The organism is Polynucleobacter sp. 30F-ANTBAC (assembly GCF_018882385.1).
Lineage (GTDB): Bacteria > Pseudomonadota > Gammaproteobacteria > Burkholderiales > Burkholderiaceae > Polynucleobacter.
The window spans coordinates 392,637-413,974 of the sequence record NZ_JACVON010000002.1 but is presented as its reverse complement, the minus strand read 5'-3'; the positions used below and the strand labels follow the sequence as shown (position 1 = coordinate 413,974).

General features: G+C 41.8%; 16 protein-coding genes. 1 reads left to right on the top strand and 15 read right to left on the bottom strand.

Annotation, left to right across the window (positions count from 1 at the left end; genetic code table 11):
* Window positions 1–8: 8 nt before the first annotated feature.
* The 12 genes from ICN28_RS07625 to rpsU form a co-directional block, all read right to left on the bottom strand.
* The gene (locus ICN28_RS07625) at window positions 9–2,987 is read right to left on the bottom strand and encodes a type I restriction endonuclease subunit R (protein ID WP_216287541.1); all 2,979 of its coding nucleotides are present in this window, start codon (window positions 2,985–2,987) and stop codon (window positions 9–11) included.
* A gap of 2 nt (window positions 2,988–2,989) precedes the next feature.
* Window positions 2,990–4,297, bottom strand: a complete 1,308-nt coding sequence (locus ICN28_RS09680) for a restriction endonuclease subunit S (RefSeq protein ID WP_216287540.1) — start codon at window positions 4,295–4,297, stop codon at window positions 2,990–2,992.
* Window positions 4,294–6,066 carry a class I SAM-dependent DNA methyltransferase gene (locus tag ICN28_RS07615; RefSeq protein ID WP_216287539.1) on the bottom strand — a complete coding sequence of 591 codons (1,773 nt, stop codon included), beginning with the start codon at window positions 6,064–6,066 and terminating at the stop codon, window positions 4,294–4,296. The genes ICN28_RS09680 and ICN28_RS07615 overlap by 4 nt, the downstream gene beginning before the upstream one ends.
* A gap of 258 nt (window positions 6,067–6,324) precedes the next feature.
* A complete protein-coding gene (locus tag ICN28_RS07610) occupies window positions 6,325–6,828 on the bottom strand; it encodes a hypothetical protein (protein WP_216287536.1) in 504 nt (167 codons plus the stop codon).
* Between the two features lie 11 nt (window positions 6,829–6,839).
* Window positions 6,840–7,460, bottom strand: coding sequence for a hypothetical protein (locus ICN28_RS07605; RefSeq protein WP_216287534.1), 621 nt, complete (start codon window positions 7,458–7,460; stop codon window positions 6,840–6,842).
* A 364-nt stretch (window positions 7,461–7,824) separates the two neighbouring features.
* Window positions 7,825–8,916, bottom strand: coding sequence for a hypothetical protein (locus ICN28_RS07600; RefSeq protein ID WP_216287532.1), 1,092 nt, complete (start codon window positions 8,914–8,916; stop codon window positions 7,825–7,827).
* Window positions 8,917–9,188: 272 nt separating this feature from the next.
* The gene (locus ICN28_RS07595) at window positions 9,189–9,599 is read right to left on the bottom strand and encodes a hypothetical protein (protein ID WP_216287530.1); all 411 of its coding nucleotides are present in this window, start codon (window positions 9,597–9,599) and stop codon (window positions 9,189–9,191) included.
* Window positions 9,574–10,467, bottom strand: a complete 894-nt coding sequence (locus ICN28_RS07590; protein ID WP_216287528.1) for a hypothetical protein — start codon at window positions 10,465–10,467, stop codon at window positions 9,574–9,576. The genes ICN28_RS07595 and ICN28_RS07590 overlap by 26 nt, the downstream gene beginning before the upstream one ends.
* A 764-nt stretch (window positions 10,468–11,231) precedes the next feature.
* Window positions 11,232–13,769, bottom strand: coding sequence for an RNA polymerase sigma factor RpoD (rpoD, locus tag ICN28_RS07585; RefSeq protein WP_216287526.1), 2,538 nt, complete (start codon window positions 13,767–13,769; stop codon window positions 11,232–11,234).
* A gap of 116 nt (window positions 13,770–13,885) precedes the next feature.
* A complete protein-coding gene (gene dnaG / locus ICN28_RS07580) occupies window positions 13,886–15,739 on the bottom strand; it encodes a DNA primase (RefSeq protein ID WP_216287522.1) in 1,854 nt (617 codons plus the stop codon).
* Window positions 15,740–15,779: 40 nt separating this feature from the next.
* A complete protein-coding gene (locus tag ICN28_RS07575; protein WP_216287521.1) occupies window positions 15,780–16,226 on the bottom strand; it encodes a GatB/YqeY domain-containing protein in 447 nt (148 codons plus the stop codon).
* Between the two features lie 89 nt (window positions 16,227–16,315).
* A complete protein-coding gene (rpsU, locus tag ICN28_RS07570) occupies window positions 16,316–16,528 on the bottom strand; it encodes a 30S ribosomal protein S21 (RefSeq protein ID WP_216287520.1) in 213 nt (70 codons plus the stop codon).
* A 78-nt stretch (window positions 16,529–16,606) separates the two neighbouring features.
* Between rpsU and tsaD the strand changes: the two genes are divergently transcribed.
* Window positions 16,607–17,665 (top strand): tRNA (adenosine(37)-N6)-threonylcarbamoyltransferase complex transferase subunit TsaD, encoded by a 1,059-nt coding sequence (gene tsaD, locus ICN28_RS07565; protein WP_216287518.1) that lies wholly within the window; start codon window positions 16,607–16,609, stop codon window positions 17,663–17,665.
* Here tsaD and folE2 read toward each other — a convergent pair.
* The 3 genes from folE2 to ICN28_RS07550 form a co-directional block, all read right to left on the bottom strand.
* A complete protein-coding gene (gene folE2, locus ICN28_RS07560) occupies window positions 17,657–18,487 on the bottom strand; it encodes a GTP cyclohydrolase FolE2 (protein ID WP_255536182.1) in 831 nt (276 codons plus the stop codon). The two genes, tsaD and folE2, sit on opposite strands and share 9 nt — an antisense overlap.
* A gap of 69 nt (window positions 18,488–18,556) precedes the next feature.
* Complete coding sequence (gene dxs, locus ICN28_RS07555) at window positions 18,557–20,437, bottom strand: 1-deoxy-D-xylulose-5-phosphate synthase (RefSeq protein WP_216287516.1); 1,881 nt, start codon at window positions 20,435–20,437, stop codon at window positions 18,557–18,559.
* Window positions 20,437–21,336 (bottom strand): polyprenyl synthetase family protein, encoded by a 900-nt coding sequence (locus tag ICN28_RS07550; protein ID WP_255536181.1) that lies wholly within the window; start codon window positions 21,334–21,336, stop codon window positions 20,437–20,439. Before ICN28_RS07550 ends, dxs begins: the two co-directional genes overlap by 1 nt.
* Window positions 21,337–21,338 lie beyond the last annotated feature (2 nt).

The window sequence follows — 21,338 nt, the reverse complement described above, 5'->3', positions numbered from 1 at the left end:
TTATATATTTAAAGACCTAACCCAGTCTCAAGCCTAACTTTATTAGCTCTTAGCAATAATGAAGCTAGCCTTCTCCATGAATCTTGATCTGAGGTCATAATATTATCTAAATCTTTCTCAGACTCACGTACTTCCGCCATCCTATCGAAAAGTCTGTCTGCAAAAGTGTCTAAAGACACATCTACCGGATTGATTTTAATAACTGCACTCATTTCATTCGCAACTTTTTCAGCTTGAATACCAATGCGAATGATGTCATCCTCGGTAAATTCTGTGCCATGTTTATCATTGAATTCTTTAATAATTTCAGAAAGCTCTTTTTCATCATTCTCAGTAGGCTTAGTATTAACGCCAAAAGCAGAGATAGGTGGTAAAGATTTTGAGCTACCAGCGTAAGGAGTTGCCGAACCTTTTTCACTCTCCTCAATCCGTAGCTTGGTTAAACGAATCATTTCATCAGTTAATTCAGAACCGTCATCAGTCTTATTGTTTTTAAGCTTTTTACCAAGCCATGTTGCGTACCAATATAAAGATTCAAGTTTGACGTCGGCAACTGGATAGACCTGAATAATGAAGCTATAAAAACGGCAATAACTCTTTATGGCCTGCCTAAATTCATCTTGAGATGGAATATCGGCAACGTTATAGCTATTTACAGCTTGATTGACGATACCCTCTAAGGTGGCCCTATCGCCGGTGGTTACCTCAGGTTTTGACAGTATTTGAGCAAAATCATCTACAGACTCTTGGTCAACAAATCCTGACTCCATAATCAGTGACTTAAGCTCATAAATCTGCTCAGGATCTGTTAAGCCCTCCAATTCAGTGATATCAAAGTAGACCTTAAAAGCCTCTTTAATATCTTCAATCGTATTTTGAAAATCCAAAATATAGATACTTTCAGCGGTCTTGCCTGGGAAGGTTCTATTGGCACGGGTTAAAGTTTGAACACATTGCAGGCCATCTAATTTACGGTCAATATACATTGCGCAAATCTTCGGCTGATCAAAACCAGTCTGATATTTGTTGGCCACAACTAATATCTGATAAAGATTAGTATCGAACTGCTCTGGCAAATCTTTTTCTGAGAACCCGTTAAGTCCAGGCTCTGTATATGTTTGACCGTCAACGAATAAGTCGCCAGAAAACGCAATGATGGCATCCAAACCTTTGCATTCATCTTTATGATCTATGATGTAGCCTTTGATAGCTTCGTAGTGTCTAAAAGCATGTTCGCGGCTTTGACAAACAACCATAGCCTTTGCTTGATCATTTAATTCATTTTTTACGTGCTTATTGAAGTGCTCAACAATGACTGCTGCTTTCTGGTTAATCGTAGTTAATGAAACGTACCTAGCAACCTTACGTTTAGCTTTTGCACCCTTAAACCTTGGGTCATCTTCAATAGTCTTTTCTAACTCGTAATAGCTTTTGTATGTTCTATAGTTTTGCAGAACATCTAAAATAAAGCCCTCCTCAACGGCTTGGCGCATTGAGTATTCATGAAATGGATGCGGAATTGCATCAACAGACTCTCTAGTACCAAATATTTCAAGTGTTGTATTTTTTGGAGTAGCGGTAAACGCCAAATAACTAATGTTGTCACGCTTTTGCTTCGATGCTTGAGCCTTAGCAATCTCATCACCAAGAGCCTCGACGTCAGACTGGTCGCCAAGAGCTTCTTGTACTCCTTGAGCTGATTTACCAGATTGCGAAGAATGCGCCTCATCAATAATGACCGCAAAACGCTTACCAGTCATAGCATTCATAGCGGAAATAGTCTCAGTAGAGAACTTCTGAATTGTGGTCACAATTATCTTTTTGCCACCCTCAAGAGCTTCACGCAACTGAGCGGAAGTTTTATCTACTGTCTCAATGTAAGCATTGCTAATACCGAGTTTACGAATTGCTTTTTGTAGCTGACCATCAAGAACACGTCTATCGGAAATAATGACTACCGAATCAAAGATATTTTTATCCTCTTTGTTATGTAGTTTTGCAAGACCTGCTGCAACCCAAGAAATAGTCCATGTTTTGCCTGAGCCTGGAGAGTGTTGAATAAGATATTTTTGACCCGAGCTCTTTTCTTTGGCATCGGCCAAAAGTTTTCTAACGGCATCTATTTGATGGAATCTTGGAAAAATAAGAACGTCACCGTCTTTTTGGGCCAGATTACCAATAATGTCTAAAAGCACGTCCCTAGAAAAAATAGCTTTTTGGTCGCCTAGGTCTTTATATAGATATGCAGTTTTAAATTCATCCTTGATGGCGCCATTGCCAGAACGACCATCATTACCGCGGTTTAACGGCAAAAATACAGTCTTGCCATTGTTTAACTTGGTGGTCATTCCCGCTTCATCTGTATCAACGGCTACGTGGACCAAAACTCTGCCAGAGGCCAATAAAGTCTCACCAGCTGGCTTTCTATCGTATTTGTACTGACGAATAGCGTCTTGAATTGTTTGGCCAGTTAAAGCATTTTTGAGCTCAACGGTTGCAACGGGGATTCCATTAAGGAATAGAACAACATCGATTGAATTGTTTTTACCTTTTTCACCCCTGTCTTTCACAGAGTAATAAACCTGACGAATTACGCTTAATAAATTAGCCTCATAAAGCTTTTCTAAATTTGGATTAATGTTGCTTGCAGGCTTGAAGTAGCAAAGTTTAATTACTGCTCCCCAGGTAAATTGAATACCTTCACGCAATACGGTAACTATGTCAGAGCTTTTAAGCTTTTTATCAACCTCTTTGCAAAACATCTCTTCAACTTTCGATCCAAACTTTGACTCCATTAGCGCCCATGACTCTGGCTGAGTTTGTTTAACAAAATTGACAAGCAATTGCGAGTCCAGAGCTAAATCTGGCCTGTAATCCGAATTTGCACGCTCAATGTAACCTTGATTTGTAATGAGCTGCTCCACGAAATGCTGTTCGAATGCTTCTTCTGTATGAAGCTTTACTTTAGCAATAGTTTTTTTAATCATTTTTATGCCAGCCCTCTTACATTAATTTTTCCAGTAACAGCTGCTGAAATTAGACTTGAGCGGCGCTCTTTCAGAAGTGATATTGAGGCATAGGCAGCCTTGACCAAGATATCAATTTTTTCAAGTTTCTTAGAAATTGCACAAACAATTTTTTCTTGCTCATGCAAAGGGGGTACAGGAATTGTAAGATTGCGAATCTGCTCGAAATTTAAACCCTCTCTTCCAGAGCCATTTTGAATGTAATCAAAATATTTTTTGGAAAATGAAGCTTTAAGCAACATTGAAAGATATGCTGGACTTAATAGAGATTTTTCCGGCACTCTGATAATGCAAACATGCTGATTAACATTTGCAGCGCTAAAGTTTTTTGGAACAATGCAGGTTCTACCAATAGATGCACCGGTAATATTCAAAAGTACATCATTTGGAGATACTCTTGAAGAAGAAAGATCTTTGTCAATCTCTTTACTTATATAAACCACATCATCCAAACGTAGCCCGTCATCATAAATATTCTGACTTCGTAAAAACATAACTCCAGAGCTGACGTACACACTTCCACCACCTGAAGGTGTCTTGCCGCTACTAACTTTTTCTGCGAAAAATTTAAGTTTACTAATACCCCATAAATTTGGAATGTGCCCCAGAAAAATATCGTTTGAGTTCTTTAATGTCGCCCCCGATGTTCCCTTTGTTGAAAGTTCAGAAATAGTGGCCTGCTTGCTTTCCTCTAAATGCTCAATCAGCTTTTCCTGATTTTGAATCAGTTCATTAATCTTTGCTATTTCGCGGTCTAGGAAATCGGCTATTTGACCTTGATTCTGAATTGAGGGTAGATAAACTTTTATTGTAGAGATGTCATCTGCGCTTACGGCTTTGAAAGTAGAACCAGTAGAAACTGAATTTAAATAATCAATCGAATTTTTTAAGAAATAACCTAAAAAGCCAGGGTGAGTTTTATCAACTATGGGTCTAATGGCAGCAACCCCTCTGCCTATGCCATATGATTGGTCAGAAAAATTCATCTCCCCAACAGGAGCTCTTACCGAGATTAACCAATCTCCTTTTCGCGAAGATTTAACCTCTGAAGAACACCAATTTAGTGGGTTTGGTGTTTTGAATCCAAATTCAGCGCACCCCTGAAGAAAAGGAATGCCAAGCCCTTCCTGATTAACATCCGAAGAATGAGGAGATTGCCCGGCTATAACATTCGCAATATTCTTAAGTCTGTAATCAATCCATTCGGATGGAATATTGCCAATCCATTCAATGCCACTATTTTTATAGTTCTTATAGGGTGAATACTTCACTCAGCCACCTCATTCAACAGCGCCTGAATTTCAGAAGTCACTTTTTTCAAATCAGCATCAATCTCAGCCAATGAGCGAGGGGGCTTGTATTCATAAAAATGGCGTGTAAATGGAATTTCATAGCCAACCTTAGACTTGGATTCATCAATCCAAGCATCGAGGGCATGAGGCAATACCTCACGTTTGAAATACTCTTGTATATCTTCTTTTAACGGTACGTTTTCAGTATCTCGTAAATTAGGGTCCGCTTGAGGTTGACCTTTTGTTTTCCCTTTTATTGATAAAACAATATTTCCGAATTTGTCTCGTAATGGTCGCTCGACAGTGATCGTTGTGTATCCAAAATCATCACCATCAAAATCTTTAATAAATTTAGATGGTTTATTTGAGTAGAAAAGCTCAACAATTTTGTCTACTGTTTCAGAGCTTAATTGCTTACGCTTAGAACCCATGGATTTGCGCATTTGCTCCCAAAATTCTGGGCCTGAGGCATCTAAGAGTCGAATTTTTCCTTCGCGCTCAGCGTGTTTGCGGTTATTGAGAATCCAAATATAGGTTGAAATTCCCGTGTTGTAGAACATATCGGTTGGCAAGCCAATAATTCCTTCAAGCAAGTCATTTTCAATAATCCATTTGCGGATATCGGACTCACCGGAACCGCTGCCGCCAGTAAAAAGCGGTGAGCCATTAAGAACAATTCCCGCGCGACCACCCATCTCATCATCACGCAATTTGCTAATGAAATGCTGGACAAATAAAAGCTGTCCATCATTAATTCTTGGTAAACCTGCACCAAACCGTCCAGCAAAACCTTTTTCTGCCTCAGCCTCTACTGCAAGCTTGGCATCTTTCCAATCATTGCCATATGGTGGATTTGCCATACAAAAGTGGAATTTCTTATCTGAATGCTGGTCATTCTTGAGCGTATCTCCAAGCTTAATACGCAAGGGGTCTTGGCCCTTAAGTAGCATATCGGTTACGCAAACCGCATAGCCATCATCGGTTAACTGTTGACCATAGAGCTCAACAATCATGGATGGATTCAGGTTTTTAGCTTCAATCTCAGCAACAGAGAGCATGCCACCAGTTCCGCAAGTACCGTCATAGAAAGTTCTAATAACGCCTTCGCCCTGAACCGCTTCTCTATCGTTATTCAGCAGCAATTTTGCAATTAATGTAACGATTTCACGTGGCGTGTAATGCGAGCCAGCTTCTTCAGCAGTTTTCTCACCAAACTTACGGATAAGCTCTTCATACAGATAGCCCATCTCAAGGTTAGAAATATTTTCTGGATGCAAATCCATCTGCGTAATCTTTTCAAAAACGCTATACAAGCGGTCTTTCTCCTCAAGCTTTGCCAACTTGAATGGAAGCTCAAATCGCTTAATAAAAACGTCTTGCAAAAACTCTGGAAATCCATTGATATAGTCAATTAGATTACTATAAAGGTGCTTAGGATCTTGATTTCTAAGCTCAAGCATTGTGAATGGAGCTGTGTTGTATACCTTAAGACCCAAACCAGTTGATTTGGCTAAGAGCTTTTCTTGCATCTCTTTGGTTGCGTCAGGATTAAGCCTTTGGGCAGCCTCCAAAACCTTTTGCTTTGACGGCTCAAGAACACAATCTAGACGGCGGAGTACCATAAATGGCAAGATGGTGTTTTTAACATCACCCTTTGTAGGCAAGGCAGTCCACAAACTATCAGCAATAGACCATGCGTCATTACCTAATTGGCTAACTGTTGCTGAAATATTGCCTGAATCAGTCATTTAAATTGCTTTCTTAAAATCACCATACTTTACAAAATTAACCAAAATACTAACTGGTTATAGTAATTCATTACACTTTAAGAAGAAACTATTAATTCTCATAAACATAACTTTAATTAATTCAAAAAATAGCTACCCTAAGGTACCCATTTTCTTTTCTGATGGTCTCACGCAGACAGCAACCTTCCGTCATAAGCTCAAATCTTGAGCTCAACTAGTATTTAGGGAAATTTTTAAACTTTACTTAAATTATTGACCTTAACTGGATACGCAATACTTTTGATACAAATCCTGCAAAAGCTTACCTTCAATATGAACAGACTCCTTCCATCCAATTGTGTGGCTTTTAAATAGGCTGTAATCATCATTTAATAGCGGTATATATTCAGGCACAAATCCGTCTTTATTTTCACCAGGGCCACAAATTATGGTCTTATCAGCCTCAAGCCATATTTCAAAAAATTCTTCTTGGGAAACAGGATTATCAGGACTAAGTAGTTTTTTACTAGTTTCTATTCGAGGCTTAATATGGGCTCTTGTTAATCCCTGCTTGGATTTATATCTAAATCCACACTCCTTATAAATCTCTAGAGCAGCTTTAGTAATACCAATTACATGCCAAGACCAATGCCTACCCCCCATTACTGTTGTTAGCTCAGTATTTGACTGTGGCAAAGTAAAAAAGTTGGGATCACTCTTGTGAGCATTAAATATAGCCAGGTATTTCCCGTAAAGGGATTTTTTTTGAGTTTCGTTGATCATTCTAAAAATTCTTATTTGGCTTTTACAAACAATTTCATCTCATATAGCTTTTGAATTGCACTTTGCTCTAGATCCATTCTGCCAGATACCTGAACTATCTGAATGAAAGCCAATAATGCAAACATCTGCCCCATTCTTAAAACCTCAATGATCTCTTCATCCAGGTAGTTTGGATCAATAGCATTACCTTTAACCCTTCTAGCAATCTGATGAATACCTCCGTGGGTATAGCTATTCATAGCTGCCCAAGCTTGGTTTTTTAAATCTGACAGAGTTCCACTCTTAAAAGCATCTAGTTTTTCAACTTTTGAAAGAATTAAATCAAAATTCCTAGCGTATTCATCTCGCTCAAACGCAGCTAATTCCGTATCAGAAGCACAATCTTTTAACCACACAGCCCTAACAAATACCTCAAAGATTGATCGCACTAAAGCAAAAGCAGATCCATATGCCCGCTTTTCAATTGAGGCCGTAATGCCAGTGAAATAGTCTAGAACCACATCAAAGGCTGAGATTGCTAGTAAGAATCTTCTAGTTTTAGGTAGCGGCACTCCATCTAATTGCCTAAAGAGCCACGTATGCAGATCTCTGGATCCTTGAAGGGTTTGCTCCTGCGTTTTATTGGCTTCCATTGTGTCAGTTTAGGTTAGAACAATCTGATTAGATGAATTACTGCGGAGTTTGCGGGGTGACTGTTACTTTAAGTAACGCTTAATTTACTGACCTCTTGAAACTTCATTTCTAACAATTGGCTCAAAAATGAGAATGAGCTACAAAATCTAAATTCATCACCCCATCTATCACTGGCACTATATTTGCGCTTGTGGGTATTTCTTTCTGCTCAAAACGTCCAGCCTGATAAACCCGTGGTCCCGCAAAAACAATCTCTAAAAATTGCAGATTCAATCTCGAGAGCTAAGTTTTTAGTATCGTCTTTAAGCAGTTCAGAATATCTGCTCTCCATAAAATCTAAAAAAATAAACCATACTTTCGTATTCAATTTTTTAATTGAGTTAAAGCTTTAATAAGCTGATCAATAAATTTCTGATCCGTTAGTTTGGAAAAGAATTCTTCCAAAGGATGCCCATGATCAGATTTTGAATTCTGAATTACTCGAACAGGGTTGTCCCCAAAATTCTTAATAACTGTTTCGAGTAATTTTTTAGACAATTCCAAATCAGCGCCATCGGATTCAACAATTTCCTTTTTATGCGCTTCAAACGCTAAGGCTGTAGCTTTCTTATATTCATAATCTTGTTGAAGTTTGGTCAACATACCCATTTGACGAGCACAAAACCAACCCAACCAAACTAGTGGTGCAGCAATAGCGAGCCCTGATAATGCACCCCAATCATGACCCATAGTTTGGAATGCTTGAGCATTTTTGATGCCGACACAAACAAGGCCTATAACGGCTATCAAAAAACCAGCCCCAAAGAGTAATCTCTCCTTGGTAAATTGTTTAACCGCATCGGCAAATGCCTCAGACAATCCTTGTTTATTTAGATCTGCAGTCGCTTTTTTAATCTTTAAATTTGCTTCTTGCAGATTCTTGGTTGCATCGGAAATTTCTTTTTTTGCATCATTAACATGAGATGCAAAATCTTCAACTTTGGCCGCCCCATTAGAAATACTTTCAAATGAGCTGTCTACTTCTTTTCTTATAGCTTCAATTTCAGATGCAGCCAAGGTGCTAGATGGAATATTAAATTTGGTGAACTCACCTAAATCACGCCTCATTGCAGGTATTAATACAAAAGCTAGTTGAGATAACTCTCTAGATAGATTCAGAAATCCAGATGAATTAAGAAACCAATTGACCCCATTATTTTTTGAATTATTTAACGCATCCCTCATTGCGTTTAAAAGAGTTACAACCTGCTTTTCGTAAACAATATCGATGCTTTTATCCTGAGAATCAATAACAAGCTTCCATGAACTCCAAGGCAACTCAATTTCAGATACCTCAATATCAGAATATCCAAATTGACCGATTCTTATCTCATTTGGGCGATTAACCTTAATATGTTCCAAGAAGCCATTCCATGCCTCAACTAGTTGCTCGTAGGGTGTTTGTGCGCTCTTCATATAAATCTCAATATTTTTTATAACCAACCTTAATCATGCATGATTTTTACTTGCGACGTAAGGTTTTTGGACAAAAAAATACCAACCCGAAAGTTGGTATTTTCATTTTTGGTGGGCCCTCGCGGACTTGAACCGCGGACCAAAGGATTCCGGTTTGTGTTGCTTTCACAACTCCCTGGACTATGCCTTCACCAAATTTGGCACTATTTACTACGCAACACTTGCCCAGAATATCTGACCTTAGCCCTAGACTGTTGTTTAAAAAGACACAATTAATCCCTATTTTTTGAGGCAATTAATTGAACTAAGTCATATAAATCAGATGGGTCAGCATTAGCAAACTCGGGCAAGGAACTAATCTCAATGCACGCATCTTCTACTGAAAAACCATTATCAAGTAGCAGATCAAATATTGTGGATTCGATAATATCCTTGCCGTCAACAAGAATGGACTTAAGCATATCCCCATTTCGATATGCTGTATTTCTAGCATTCTCTATGAGATCAGCCACATTTTGAATATCTTTTCCAAAAGGCTCTCCTTTTTTAAAAGACACTTCAAATTCTTCATCTTGGTCTAAAACCAACGATTTTTTAGTTCCTAAAATTATTATCTTTACATCAGATGTACATACGCTCACTTTAGCCCCTTTGCAATCATTCCTCAATGGCATATATGCCATTGAAATACCCCTTACTAGACCAACGCCCTTCTTGTCCTATTGGATCCCAGCAAGTGGTCCTAACCCTTCTTCCCTTTAATTCCAAGGCTTTATTCGTCACAGAATAGGTTGGATCCCAAGTAGCTAATTTCATGTGCTTCGTAGATCCATCACCCATTATCAATATTGTGCAGTCGGAACCAAAGTAATCTTGATGCTCTTTCACATCAACTAAAGTATCTGGCAAAGACAAAGTAGCTGTCTTGCCTTGACTTTGCGCCAGGGCTAATTCCTTTTGATATCTTTCTTTTTCTGCAGATTCAAGCTCTAGCTTCTTCTCTAAAACATTATTCATTTCTAATGCAGTAGCTAACTCTTCTTGAATCTTATTTTTTTCAGCAATAATTTTTGCTGCATTTTCTTCAATTTGGTCTACCATAATCTTGATAGATTCTATTTCTGCTTGACTCATCTTCTTTGCCAAGAGCTCAACAACATCTGAATGCTTTTTAATTTCACCTCTAAGATAAAGAGGGTGATATTTCACTAAATCTTGGGGCGTTAACTTGCCATCTTTCCTTAACGCTCGGATAACTTCAGAGAGCGTATATTCTGTATCACGATCATCATTTCTCCATGCTGTAACGAGCGTACTCTGCGCCTTACCGTTGTCTACAACCACGAAATAGCCATGCATTAAGTTTTCAGAACTCGGGAGTTTTATTTTTGCCTCATAAATAAATCTATCTTTATATTTTTCGTCGGGCTTAATCAATTTTTCTTGAACAAGCTCGAGCACAACATCATCTGAAAAATGATAACCAAATCTCAATGGAAGAGAATCACAATTTGCATGCCCTCTTTTTTCAACTAGAATTTTTATTGTCATGTGATGATTCGCCGAGACCTGTTATGAGAATTTATTTCTAAAAATTATTATCACTATGCCCGTTAATATGAGGAAGTGTCAACGCTTCTCGCTTTTAGATAGTTTAGCTGGGATTAATTACTATTTTTGCTCACTAAGCTATTTTTAGGTAATTAAATTGCTTAATAAAAAAATTAATATGATCTATTACTAAATCTGCTGGTCGCGAGAGCATCAACCGTTACTTTAAGTAACGCTCAAATAAAAAAGCCACTCCGAAGAGTGGCTTTTGAACTACTGGTGGGCCCTCGCGGACTTGAACCGCGGACCAAAGGATTCCGGTTTGTGTTGCTTTCACAACTCCCTGGACTATGCCTTCACCATATCTTTCGACTTAGGTGGGTGCCGTCTAGTCTCTACACCTTCAACAGCACTTTCATACTGAAGCTTGGCTCGGCGTTGGCTTATCTTGCGACTTAGCTTTCTCCGAATTTGACACCATTCACACAGCGACTTTCGTCATCTGGTGCACAACGCTTTGGCTATGAGTCCTCTGCTCTAACCAGCTGAGCTAAGGGCCCTAAAACTTTACAAATTACTGCTAAAACTGCTGTTTACTACACACCTCTCAAAACCGCTTGGTGTGTAGTCGATGTGTAGTGAATTTTAACCACTTGAAACACCGTTAACCTCTTGAAATCGAAGAGCGTTTTACTACAAGGCTCTCCGGGCTTCTTTCTTATGAGTCCTCTGCTCTAACCAACTGAGCTAAGGGCCCTTATGGATTAATCTTCCTCTAAGAAGCTCTTTAGTTTGTCGCTTCTACTTGGATGACGCATTTTACGCAAAGCTTTAGCCTCTATTTGACGAATACGCTCACGCGTCACGTCAAACTGCTTACCTACCTCTTCCAAAGTATGGTCTGTACTCATTTCAATACCGAAACGCATACGAAGTACTTTTGCTTCACGTGGCGTTAATGAATCAAGAATGTCTTTAACCACGTCACGCATAGAATCATGCAAAGCAGCTTCTTGCGGTGCTAATGTATTCGTATCTTCAATGAAGTCACCAAGATTTGAATCAGCATCATCACCAATCGGCGTTTCCATTGAGATAGGCTCTTTAGCAATCTTCATGATTTTGCGAATCTTATCTTCAGGAATCTCCATCTTAGCGGCCAATGTTGCTGCATCTGGCTCAGAACCAGTTTCTTGCAAAATTTGACGGCTGATACGGTTCATCTTGTTGATCGTCTCAATCATATGAACTGGAATACGGATCGTACGGGCTTGGTCAGCAATCGAACGAGTGATAGCCTGACGGATCCACCATGTTGCATAAGTTGAGAACTTATAACCACGACGGTATTCAAACTTATCAACGGCTTTCATCAAACCAATGTTGCCCTCTTGAATCAAATCCAAGAATTGCAAGCCACGGTTGGTGTATTTCTTAGCGATTGAGATCACCAAACGTAAGTTGGCAACGGTCATCTCACGCTTCGCAGCACGAGCACGCTTCTCACCATCGTTCATTTTCTTGTTCACTTCTTTTAACTCTGGAAGTGGCAAGACAACGTTCGTTTGAATATCAATCAGCTTTTGTTGCATCTCTTGAACAGCAGGAACGTTACGCTCCAAGATGGCAGCATAAGACTTGCCGTCTTTTAGTAGCGCAGCAGTCCACTTCAAGTTCAGTGCATTCTTTGGTAATGCGGCTAAAACTTCACCACGCGGCACACCTACTTTATCAACCAATACACGAACCAAGCCACGCTCTAAAGCCCAAACCTGATCAACCTGCTTACGCATCGTGTCACAAAGTTTTTCAACAGATTTAGCAGTTAAGCGGAAACCCATCAACTCATTACGAATGGATTCTTGTGCTTTTTTGTATGCTGGTGAGTTGTAGCCTTCTTTTTCATGCGCCTTACGCATTTTGTCGAACTGTGAACGAATCACAGCGAACTTCACTAATGAAAGTTGCTTTAATTCCTCAAGTTGCTTAGCGGATGCAGTATTACCACCGCCGCCACCGCCGCCTTCATCTTCACCTTCTTCGCCTTCTTCTTCGTCAAGATTTTCTTCTTCCTCTACAGCAGTCATCGGAATGTCTTCTGCATTAGGATCCACTAGGCCATCAACGAACTCGTCGATTTCCATAGTGCCTTCTTCAATCTTGGTGACGTTATCTAGAATTTCAGAGATCGTCACTGGACAAGCTGATAGTGCCATCACCATTTCTTTAAGACCGGCTTCGATCTTCTTGGCAATCACAATCTCGCCTTCACGAGTCAACAAATCAACTGTACCCATCTCACGCATGTACATACGTACGGGGTCTGTTGTACGACCGAACTCTGAGTCTACTGTTGATAAAGCTGCTTCAGCTTCTTCTTCAGCTTCTTCTTCTGTCGTTGCTGAAGGAGCGTTCTCGTTCAACAACAATGTTTCTGCATCAGGCGCTTGTTCGTAAACAGTAATACTGATATCGCTTAACAAGCTAATCAATGTTTCTAATGAATCAGAATCAGAGATTTCATCTGACATCACGTCATTGATCTCACCGTGCGTGAGGTAGCCACGTGACTTACCCATCTTGATCAAATGCTTCAATCGAGCACGGCGCAACTCTTGCTGCTCTTCGCTACCTAATTTTTGTGCATTGAACTCTTGTAACAAGGCCTTTTCTTTGGCTTTGCGATCACGTGCTTTTTGACGATCCGTACGGTTATCCACATTTGGATCAACTGGCTCAACTGGCTTTGGTTTACGACCACGAGTTTTCTTTGGTTGTTCAGCAAGCTCTTCCGTTGGATTTGCAGCAAGTTCCTCAGCTTCTTTGGCTTTCAATGCAGCTTTAATTTCTTTAGCGGTTTGCTTGATCTCTTTAGCTGGTTTCTCAGCTTTCACTGGCTTAACTGCTGCTTTAGTAACTTTTTCTGGCTTAGCGGCTACCTTCACTGCCTTAGCATCAGGTTTCTTGGCCACTGGCGCTACTTTTTTCGCTGGCGCTTTAGCCAGTGTTTTCGCAACTGGCTTTTTAGCAACCGGTGCTGATTTTTTTACTGGGGCTACTTTTTTAGCCGGTGCTTTAGCAACAGGCTTCTTAACAACCGCTTTTTTAGGGGCTGGGGCTGCTTTTTTAACTGGCTTAGCTACCTTCTTAGCGGCAGGCGCTACTTTTTTCGCTGGCGCTTTAGCTGCAGGCTTCTTGGCAGCAGGGGCAACCTTCTTAACTGGCTTAGCTGGAGCTTTCTTAGGGGCAGCTTTCTTGACTACTGCCTTGGAAATCGTTTTTTTGGTTTTAGTTGCTGGCATAATGTTAGTACTCACTCACTTTAATGGCTAAGAAGTTACAGAACTGCTAACTTGTTGAATTTTATTGGAAATTCGAAAACCCTCAATTATAGTCGGTGACCAATGGTTTTTCCAGATTATTTAAGTTTTGCCATTAATAGACGATATAGCGCTTTGTCTTCGTCTTTGGCCTTACCACTCGCAATGCGAGCGGCAATCTCTGTCATTTGATCTTTCAGATCGAGTTGCTCTAGTTTTTTGAGAGTTCCCTCAAAGTCTTCTTTAGCCGCATCCTCGGTTAATTCAGTGCTCATGATTCTGTCACGCAAAATGGCATAGGACTTAGCAAAGGCTGTTTTTTCCAATTGCTCCTGAAAAACAGCAAATCCAACATTTGGCGGCATGGCTTCGCATTGCAAGATTAAATCTTCCATCAAGAGCATGGCTTTATCAGAGCGCTTTTTGGCTGAAGCCAAAATATGGCGCTTCTGCTCAGCACTCAACTCTCTAGCTAGAGCAGGATATTGCAAAATAATTCTTAAGATTTGTTCTGCTAAATCTGTTGGGGCAGTGGGCGGTGGACCTTTAGGAATTTGAGTTTTTTTATTCCAAGGCTTCTTACCATTGGCGTTGCTTGCGGTTTGCATATAACTATCAGAGGGCTGACTCACCATGGTTGGTGCTGGGCGTTGATCAACCACTGATTTAAGACCGCAAAAGTTCTCAAGCTCGGCCGATGTAATCCCAATTTTTTGAGCCAACTCACGAACCAATTGCGCTCTTAAAGCGATTGCTGGCATCGCTAACAACATGGGCTTGGCCGCATGCTGTGTTTGAGCACGCCCTTCCGGGGTATTCCAGTCATGACCTTCGTTAGCCACATGAATAAAGAAAGAAGACAGAGGCATGGCTTGGCTAATCGCTTGCTCAAAAGCCTCCGCACCTTTTTCTCGAACAAAACTATCTGGATCGTGCTCTTCTGGCAAAAAGAGAAATTTAACTTCTTTGTCATCGGCCATCATCGGCAAACAAGCCTCTAAAGCTCTCTTGGCTGCACGTTGACCGGCTGAATCACCATCGAATGAAAAAACAATCCGATCCGATTGGCGCATGAGAGAGCGCACATGATTTGAAGTACAAGCGGTTCCTAAAGTAGCAACGCCATTGGCAAATCCTAATTGCGCCAAGGCCACCACATCCATATAACCTTCACAGACAATCACATAACCTTTGTCTCGAATAGCTTGTCGTGCTTCAAACAAACCGTACAAGGTATTACCTTTTGAGAATAAAGGCGTCTCAGGTGAATTTAAATATTTAGGCTCTCCAGCATCCAAGATCCTGCCACCAAAGGCGATCACTTGCCCTTTTGGATTGCGAATGGGAAACATGATGCGATCCCGAAAACGATCGTATCTTTTTGATTCTGACTGAATAACCAAGCCTGCCTCTACCAACACATTGGCTAAAGCATCTTCACCATAAGTACCAAAAACTGCTTCTAGTCCCTGCCAAGCATCTGGGGCGTAGCCCATACCAAAACGCTTGGCAATCTCACCGCTCAAACCACGGCGCTTCAGATAGTCAATGGCTTTAGGTGCGCCTTTGAGTTGCTGTTTATACCAATCGGCTGCAGGCCCCATTACTTCGCTTAACGCCAATGCTTGTTTTTGTTTGGCAAGATCTTGGGGTCGACGTTCTTCGCGTGGCACTGTTAAACCTGCTGAGCGCGCAAGTTCTTCAATCGCATCAACGTACGTTAAACCAGAGTGTTCCATCATAAAACTGATGGCTGAACCATGAGCACCACAACCAAAGCAGTGATAAAACTGCTTCGTAGGAGAGACGCTAAATGATGGCGACTTTTCATTATGAAAAGGGCAAAGACCTTGGTAGTTCGCACCCGCTTTTTTGAGAGTGACATGACGCCCCACCACTTCGACGATATCGACGCGGTTTAATAAATCAGCAATAAATGACTGAGGAATCATGCGGGGCTAAATAAGAAATTATTCTTAATGTCGAATACTCTTATTTTGTCAGAGCAGCTTTAACTTGTGTAGACACCATACCCATATCCGCCTTACCAGCCAACAGGGCTTTGACAGCACCCATGACCTTACCCATATCCTGAGGTCCTGCTGCACCAACCTCTTTTACAACTTGAGCCACAGCAGCAATCACTTCCGCTTCAGACATTTGTGCGGGCATATAAGCTTGTAAAACTACTAACTCTGCTTGCTCAATCGCAACCAAATCATCACGTTTAGCTGTTTGAAATTGAGAAATAGAATCTTTGCGCTGCTTGATAAGTTTTTCAACAATGGCGATCACCATCCCATCATCTAACTCAACACGCTCATCCACTTCTTTTTGCTTCATAGCAGCTAGCAGTAAACGAATGGTTCCCAAGCGACCAGTATCTTTGGCACGCATGGCGTTTTTCATATCTTCAGTAATTTGTTCTTTTAAGCTCATCTTCACTCCTCAAATGAAAAAACCCACTGCGGGATAACCGTCAGTGGGTTTGTCGTATCCCAAGGCTAGAAATCCAGCCTGAGAAAGAATTAGTACATTTTCTTAGGCAACATCTGGCTGCGAATACGCTTGTAATGGCGTTTTGCAGCAGCAGCTTTCAAGCGCTTACGCTCAGCTGTTGGCTTTTCGTAGAACTCACGAGCGCGCAAATCAGTCAAAAGACCGTTTTTTTCAATTGTGCGCTTGAAACGGCGTAGTGCTACTTCAAATGGTTCGTTTTCGCGTAGGCGGATAGTTGTCATGCTGTAGTTCTCTATAAAGTTCTGAAAAAAAGTCAGAAAAAACTGTAAAACGAGATTGTAGCACGGCAAAATACAGTCATGCGAGTACTTGGTATAGAAACTTCTTGTGACGAAACGGGCGTGGCCATCGTTGACACCGCCCCCTGGGAGGCTGGACAGCCTGCGGGCAAGGGTTTATTGGGCCAAGCGCTCTACTCTCAAATTGCCATGCACGTGGATTATGGCGGCGTAGTCCCAGAATTAGCCTCACGGGACCATATTAAAAGAGTTATACCCCTTATAAATCAATCACTTAAAGAATCCAATAGCACTTTGAGCGAAATTGATGCCATCGCCTACACCCAAGGCCCTGGTCTAGCCGGTGCCCTGTTGGTAGGAGCCTCAGTGGCTAAAGGGCTTGCCTTAGCCCTGGATAAGCCGGTTTTAGGGATTCACCACCTAGAAGGTCACCTTTTATCGCCTTTATTGGCGGATGACGCCAATATTCAGTTTCCATTTGTGGCTTTATTGGTTTCTGGTGGTCATACCCAGCTAATGGAAGTCACGGGGGTTGGCGAGTACGCTATTTTGGGGGAAACCTTGGATGATGCCGCTGGAGAAGCTTTTGATAAAACCGCCAAATTATTAGGCTTAAGTTATCCAGGCGGCCCCGCGGTTTCTGCCTTAGCAAAACTAGGCCAATCCGATCACTATCAATTTCCAAGACCCATGAAACATTCTGGCGACTTGGATTTTTCTTTTGCAGGCCTAAAAACTTCCGTACTGACTCAAGTTAAAAAACTGCAACTGAATAGCCCGCTCACAAAAGCAGATCATGCCGATATTGCAAGAGGCTTTGTAGATGCCATTGTCGAGGTCTTAGTCAGCAAGTCGATTCAGGCACTTAAAAAATCGGGCATGAAAACCTTAGTTGTCGCAGGTGGCGTGGGTGCCAATGAACAACTGCGCCAAGCATTAGCCATAGCTTGTGAAAAAGAAGGGGCCACCGTTCACTACCCACCGCTGCATCTTTGCACGGATAACGGTGCCATGATTGCATTTGCTGGAGCCATGAGACTGAAAAAAAATCCCCAATTAGCTCAAAAGCATTGGGGATTTGATGTTCGGCCTAGATGGCCACTAGATCAGTTACTCTGATCGAATCAAAGCGTAAGCACTGTGGTTATGAATCGATTCAAAGTTTTCCGCCTCAACCACAAAAGACTGAACTCTTGCATCGCTCTTCAAACGACCCGCAACATCTCTCACCAAATCTTCGACAAACTTAGGATTGTCATAAGCACGTTCAGTGACATATTTCTCATCAGGTCGCTTGAGAAGACCCCATAACTCGCATGAAGCTTCCGCTTCAGCAATCTTGACCAATGCTTCGATACTTAAATCCGCGCTTGGCGCCAACTCAACAGTCATCGTGACATGAGAGCGCTGATTATGAGCGCCATATTCTGAAATTTGTTTCGAGCATGGGCACAAACTAGTGACAGGCACAACTACTTGCAAACTCAATGAAACATTGACTTGATTATTTATTTTTGTGGCACGAGCCAACCACGTCACATCGTAGTCCATCAAACTTTGCACACCCGATACTGGTGCTGTCTTATTAATAAAGTGGGTGTACTTCAATGAAATCTGACCAGCCTCAGCCTCTAACAAGGGCAACATCTTGCCAGCCATTAATTTCATTTGCTGCGCATCTAAAGGCGCATTGTGATCTTGAAGAAGCGCAATAAAACGAGACATGTGCGTCCCTTTTTGATCTGCTGGCAAAGAAACATCTAAATCAATCATGGCGACGCTTGGCTGAATACTATCCAAAGTTTTAACTTGAATAGGATGACGCACCCCACGAATACCTACACGATCAATCACGATGTTGCGATGATCAATAGAAGACTGCACATCCGCCATCGCACAGGTATTTGAAGATTCTGAAGAGTTAGTGTTTTTAGTATTCATATTTATATTGTCATGCAATTTGATGCCGTTTGCTTAATAGGGTTAATAGATGGCAGACAGATTGATAATTTAATCCAACTGCTCAAGTCTGACCTTAATGGATTGAGTAATCCCAGCCACGTCTAACCCACATTCTTTCATGAGCAAAGCGTGCTCGCCATGATCCACAAAACGATCCGGCAAACCAAGTAACAACGACGGGACTTGGATCCCAGCTGCTGCCAGCGCTTCCAAGCAGGCGCTACCGGCACCACCACCAATAGCTCCCTCTTCAAGAGTGACAATCAAATCATGATCTTTGGCTAGGGAACAAACCAACTCAGCATCCAATGGTTTGATAAATCTCATATTAGCGACTGTGGCATCCAATTCATTAGCTACTTCCAAGGCGGGATAGAGCAAAGTACCAAATGCCAAGATGGCTACTTTTTTGTTTTTTGAACCTTGGCTTTGGCGACGAATTTCACCCTTACCTAAAGGTAATTCTTTCAACTCAGAACCCACTGTGGCACCAACACCCGCGCCCCTTGGATAGCGAACAGCTGATGGGTGATCTTGCTTAAAAGCAGTTGTTAATAAGTCTCGACACTCTGCTTCATCAGCCGGCGCCATTAGCAACATATTCGGTATACAACGGATATACGGGATGTCATATGCTCCAGCATGCGTTGCCCCATCGGCGCCCACTAAACCAGAACGATCCAAGGCAAACACAACGGGCAAGTCTTGCAAGGCCACATCATGAATGAGTTGGTCATACCCGCGCTGAAGGAACGTGGAGTAGATCGCAACAACTGGCTTCATACCCTCACATGCCATACCACCGGCAAACGTCACGGCGTGCTGTTCAGCAATACCGACATCAAAATAACGATCAGGGTAACGACTCTCAAACTCCACCATGCCAGAGCCTTCACGCATAGCTGGCGTAATACCGACCAAGCGCTTATCAGCCGCTGCCATGTCGCACAACCAATCACCAAATACTTGGGTGAATGTTTTTTTGGTGGCAGTTGCTTTAGCAATACCTTGGCTCGGATCAAATTTACCGGGACCGTGATACAAAATGGGATCAGCTTCTGCAAGCTTATAACCTTGACCTTTTTTAGTCACCACATGCAAAAACTGTGGGCCTTCACCATTTAAAGCCAAACGTCGCACGTTTTCTAAAGTAGGCACCAAAGAATCTAAATCGTGCCCATCAATCGGACCAATATAATTAAAACCAAATTCTTCAAAAATAGTACCCGGCACAACCATGCCTTTGGCGTGCTCTTCTAAGCGTTTTGCAAACTCACGCAAAGGTGGCGCAATGGATAGAACACTATCCAAACCTTTTTTAGTGGTGGCATAAAAACGACCACTCATTAATCTAGCTAAATAACGATTCAATGCACCCACAGCTGGGGAAATCGACATATCGTTGTCATTAAGAACAACAACGAGCGGCAAGTCTTTATGAATCCCACCATTATTAAGGGCTTCAAAGGCCATACCCGCCGTCATCGCGCCATCACCAATCACCGCAACAGCCACTCTTTTTTCACCCTGAGCTTTAGCTCCAAGAGCCATACCAATCGCAGCAGAAATACTGGTTGAAGAATGAGCTGTACCAAATGTGTCGTACTCACTCTCATCGCGCCGAGGGAAGCCGGAGATGCCACCATATTGGCGAAGTGTGCTCATGCGATCACGACGACCTGTCAAAATTTTGTGCGGGTAGCTTTGATGGCCCACATCCCAAATCAAACGATCGTAGGGTGTTTGCAAAACGTAATGCAAGGCGACAGTTAATTCAACCGTTCCCAAATTAGAAGATAAATGACCGCCCGTTTGAGAAACTGATTCCACTAAAAATTCACGTAACTCTTCCGCCAGACCAGGCAACTGATCACGGCTCAATAGTCGCAAATCTTTTGGCGAATTAATAGTTTTTAATAAATCAGTCATTAACTTTCTCTGTGCTGTACTTTATGAGCTATCAATCTTAACAATTGAGCATTTTCACCCCAAACGCTAAGACTCGCTATGGCATCGTCATATAACTTCTCAGAAAATGCTTTGGCATCTGTCAAACCCATTAAAGAAACAAAGGTTGGCTTGTTAGCTGCAGCGTCTTTGCCAGCGGTTTTACCCAATGTTTGACTATCCGAGCTAGCATCCAAAATATCATCTACGACCTGGAACAAAAGACCCAAAGAACTAGCAAACTCATCTAACTTCAGCAAATCTGGTTGACTAAGTTCAGCAACCACGCCGCCCATTTGTACGGAACTTCGAAGCAAGGCCCCGGTTTTAAGGCGATGCATGGTCTCTAAACTATCTCTACTAAGAGGTTTGCCAACACTCTCCAAATCAATTGCTTGACCACCCGCCATACCATCCAATCCACCTGATTGAGCAAGATGAGAGATCACCGTAACTTTTTGGCGATCATTGAGCGCACTGTCAGCAATCAAGCTAAATGCCATGGATTGCAGAGCATCACCAACCAATAAGGCGGTTGATTCGTTATAGACCTTGTGAACCGTGGCACGTCCGCGACGCAAATCGTCATCATCCATGCACGGCATGTCATCATGAACTAATGAGTAAGTGTGAAATAACTCCACAGCAACGGCACAAGCATCAATACCTGGAATTTGGTCTAACGGCTTACCTGAAAGGCTAGCAGTGGCATACACCAATAGAGGGCGAATTCTCTTGCCGCCTCCTGTAGCTGCGTAGATCATGGCCTCTTTTAAGCCGCCAGCCTTGAGTGCTAAATGCCGGAAAGAATCCGCAATGGCTTGATCCACTCGTTGGGTGGACTGCTCTAGCCAAGCTGCGTTATGTGGCTCAAATGTCAAAA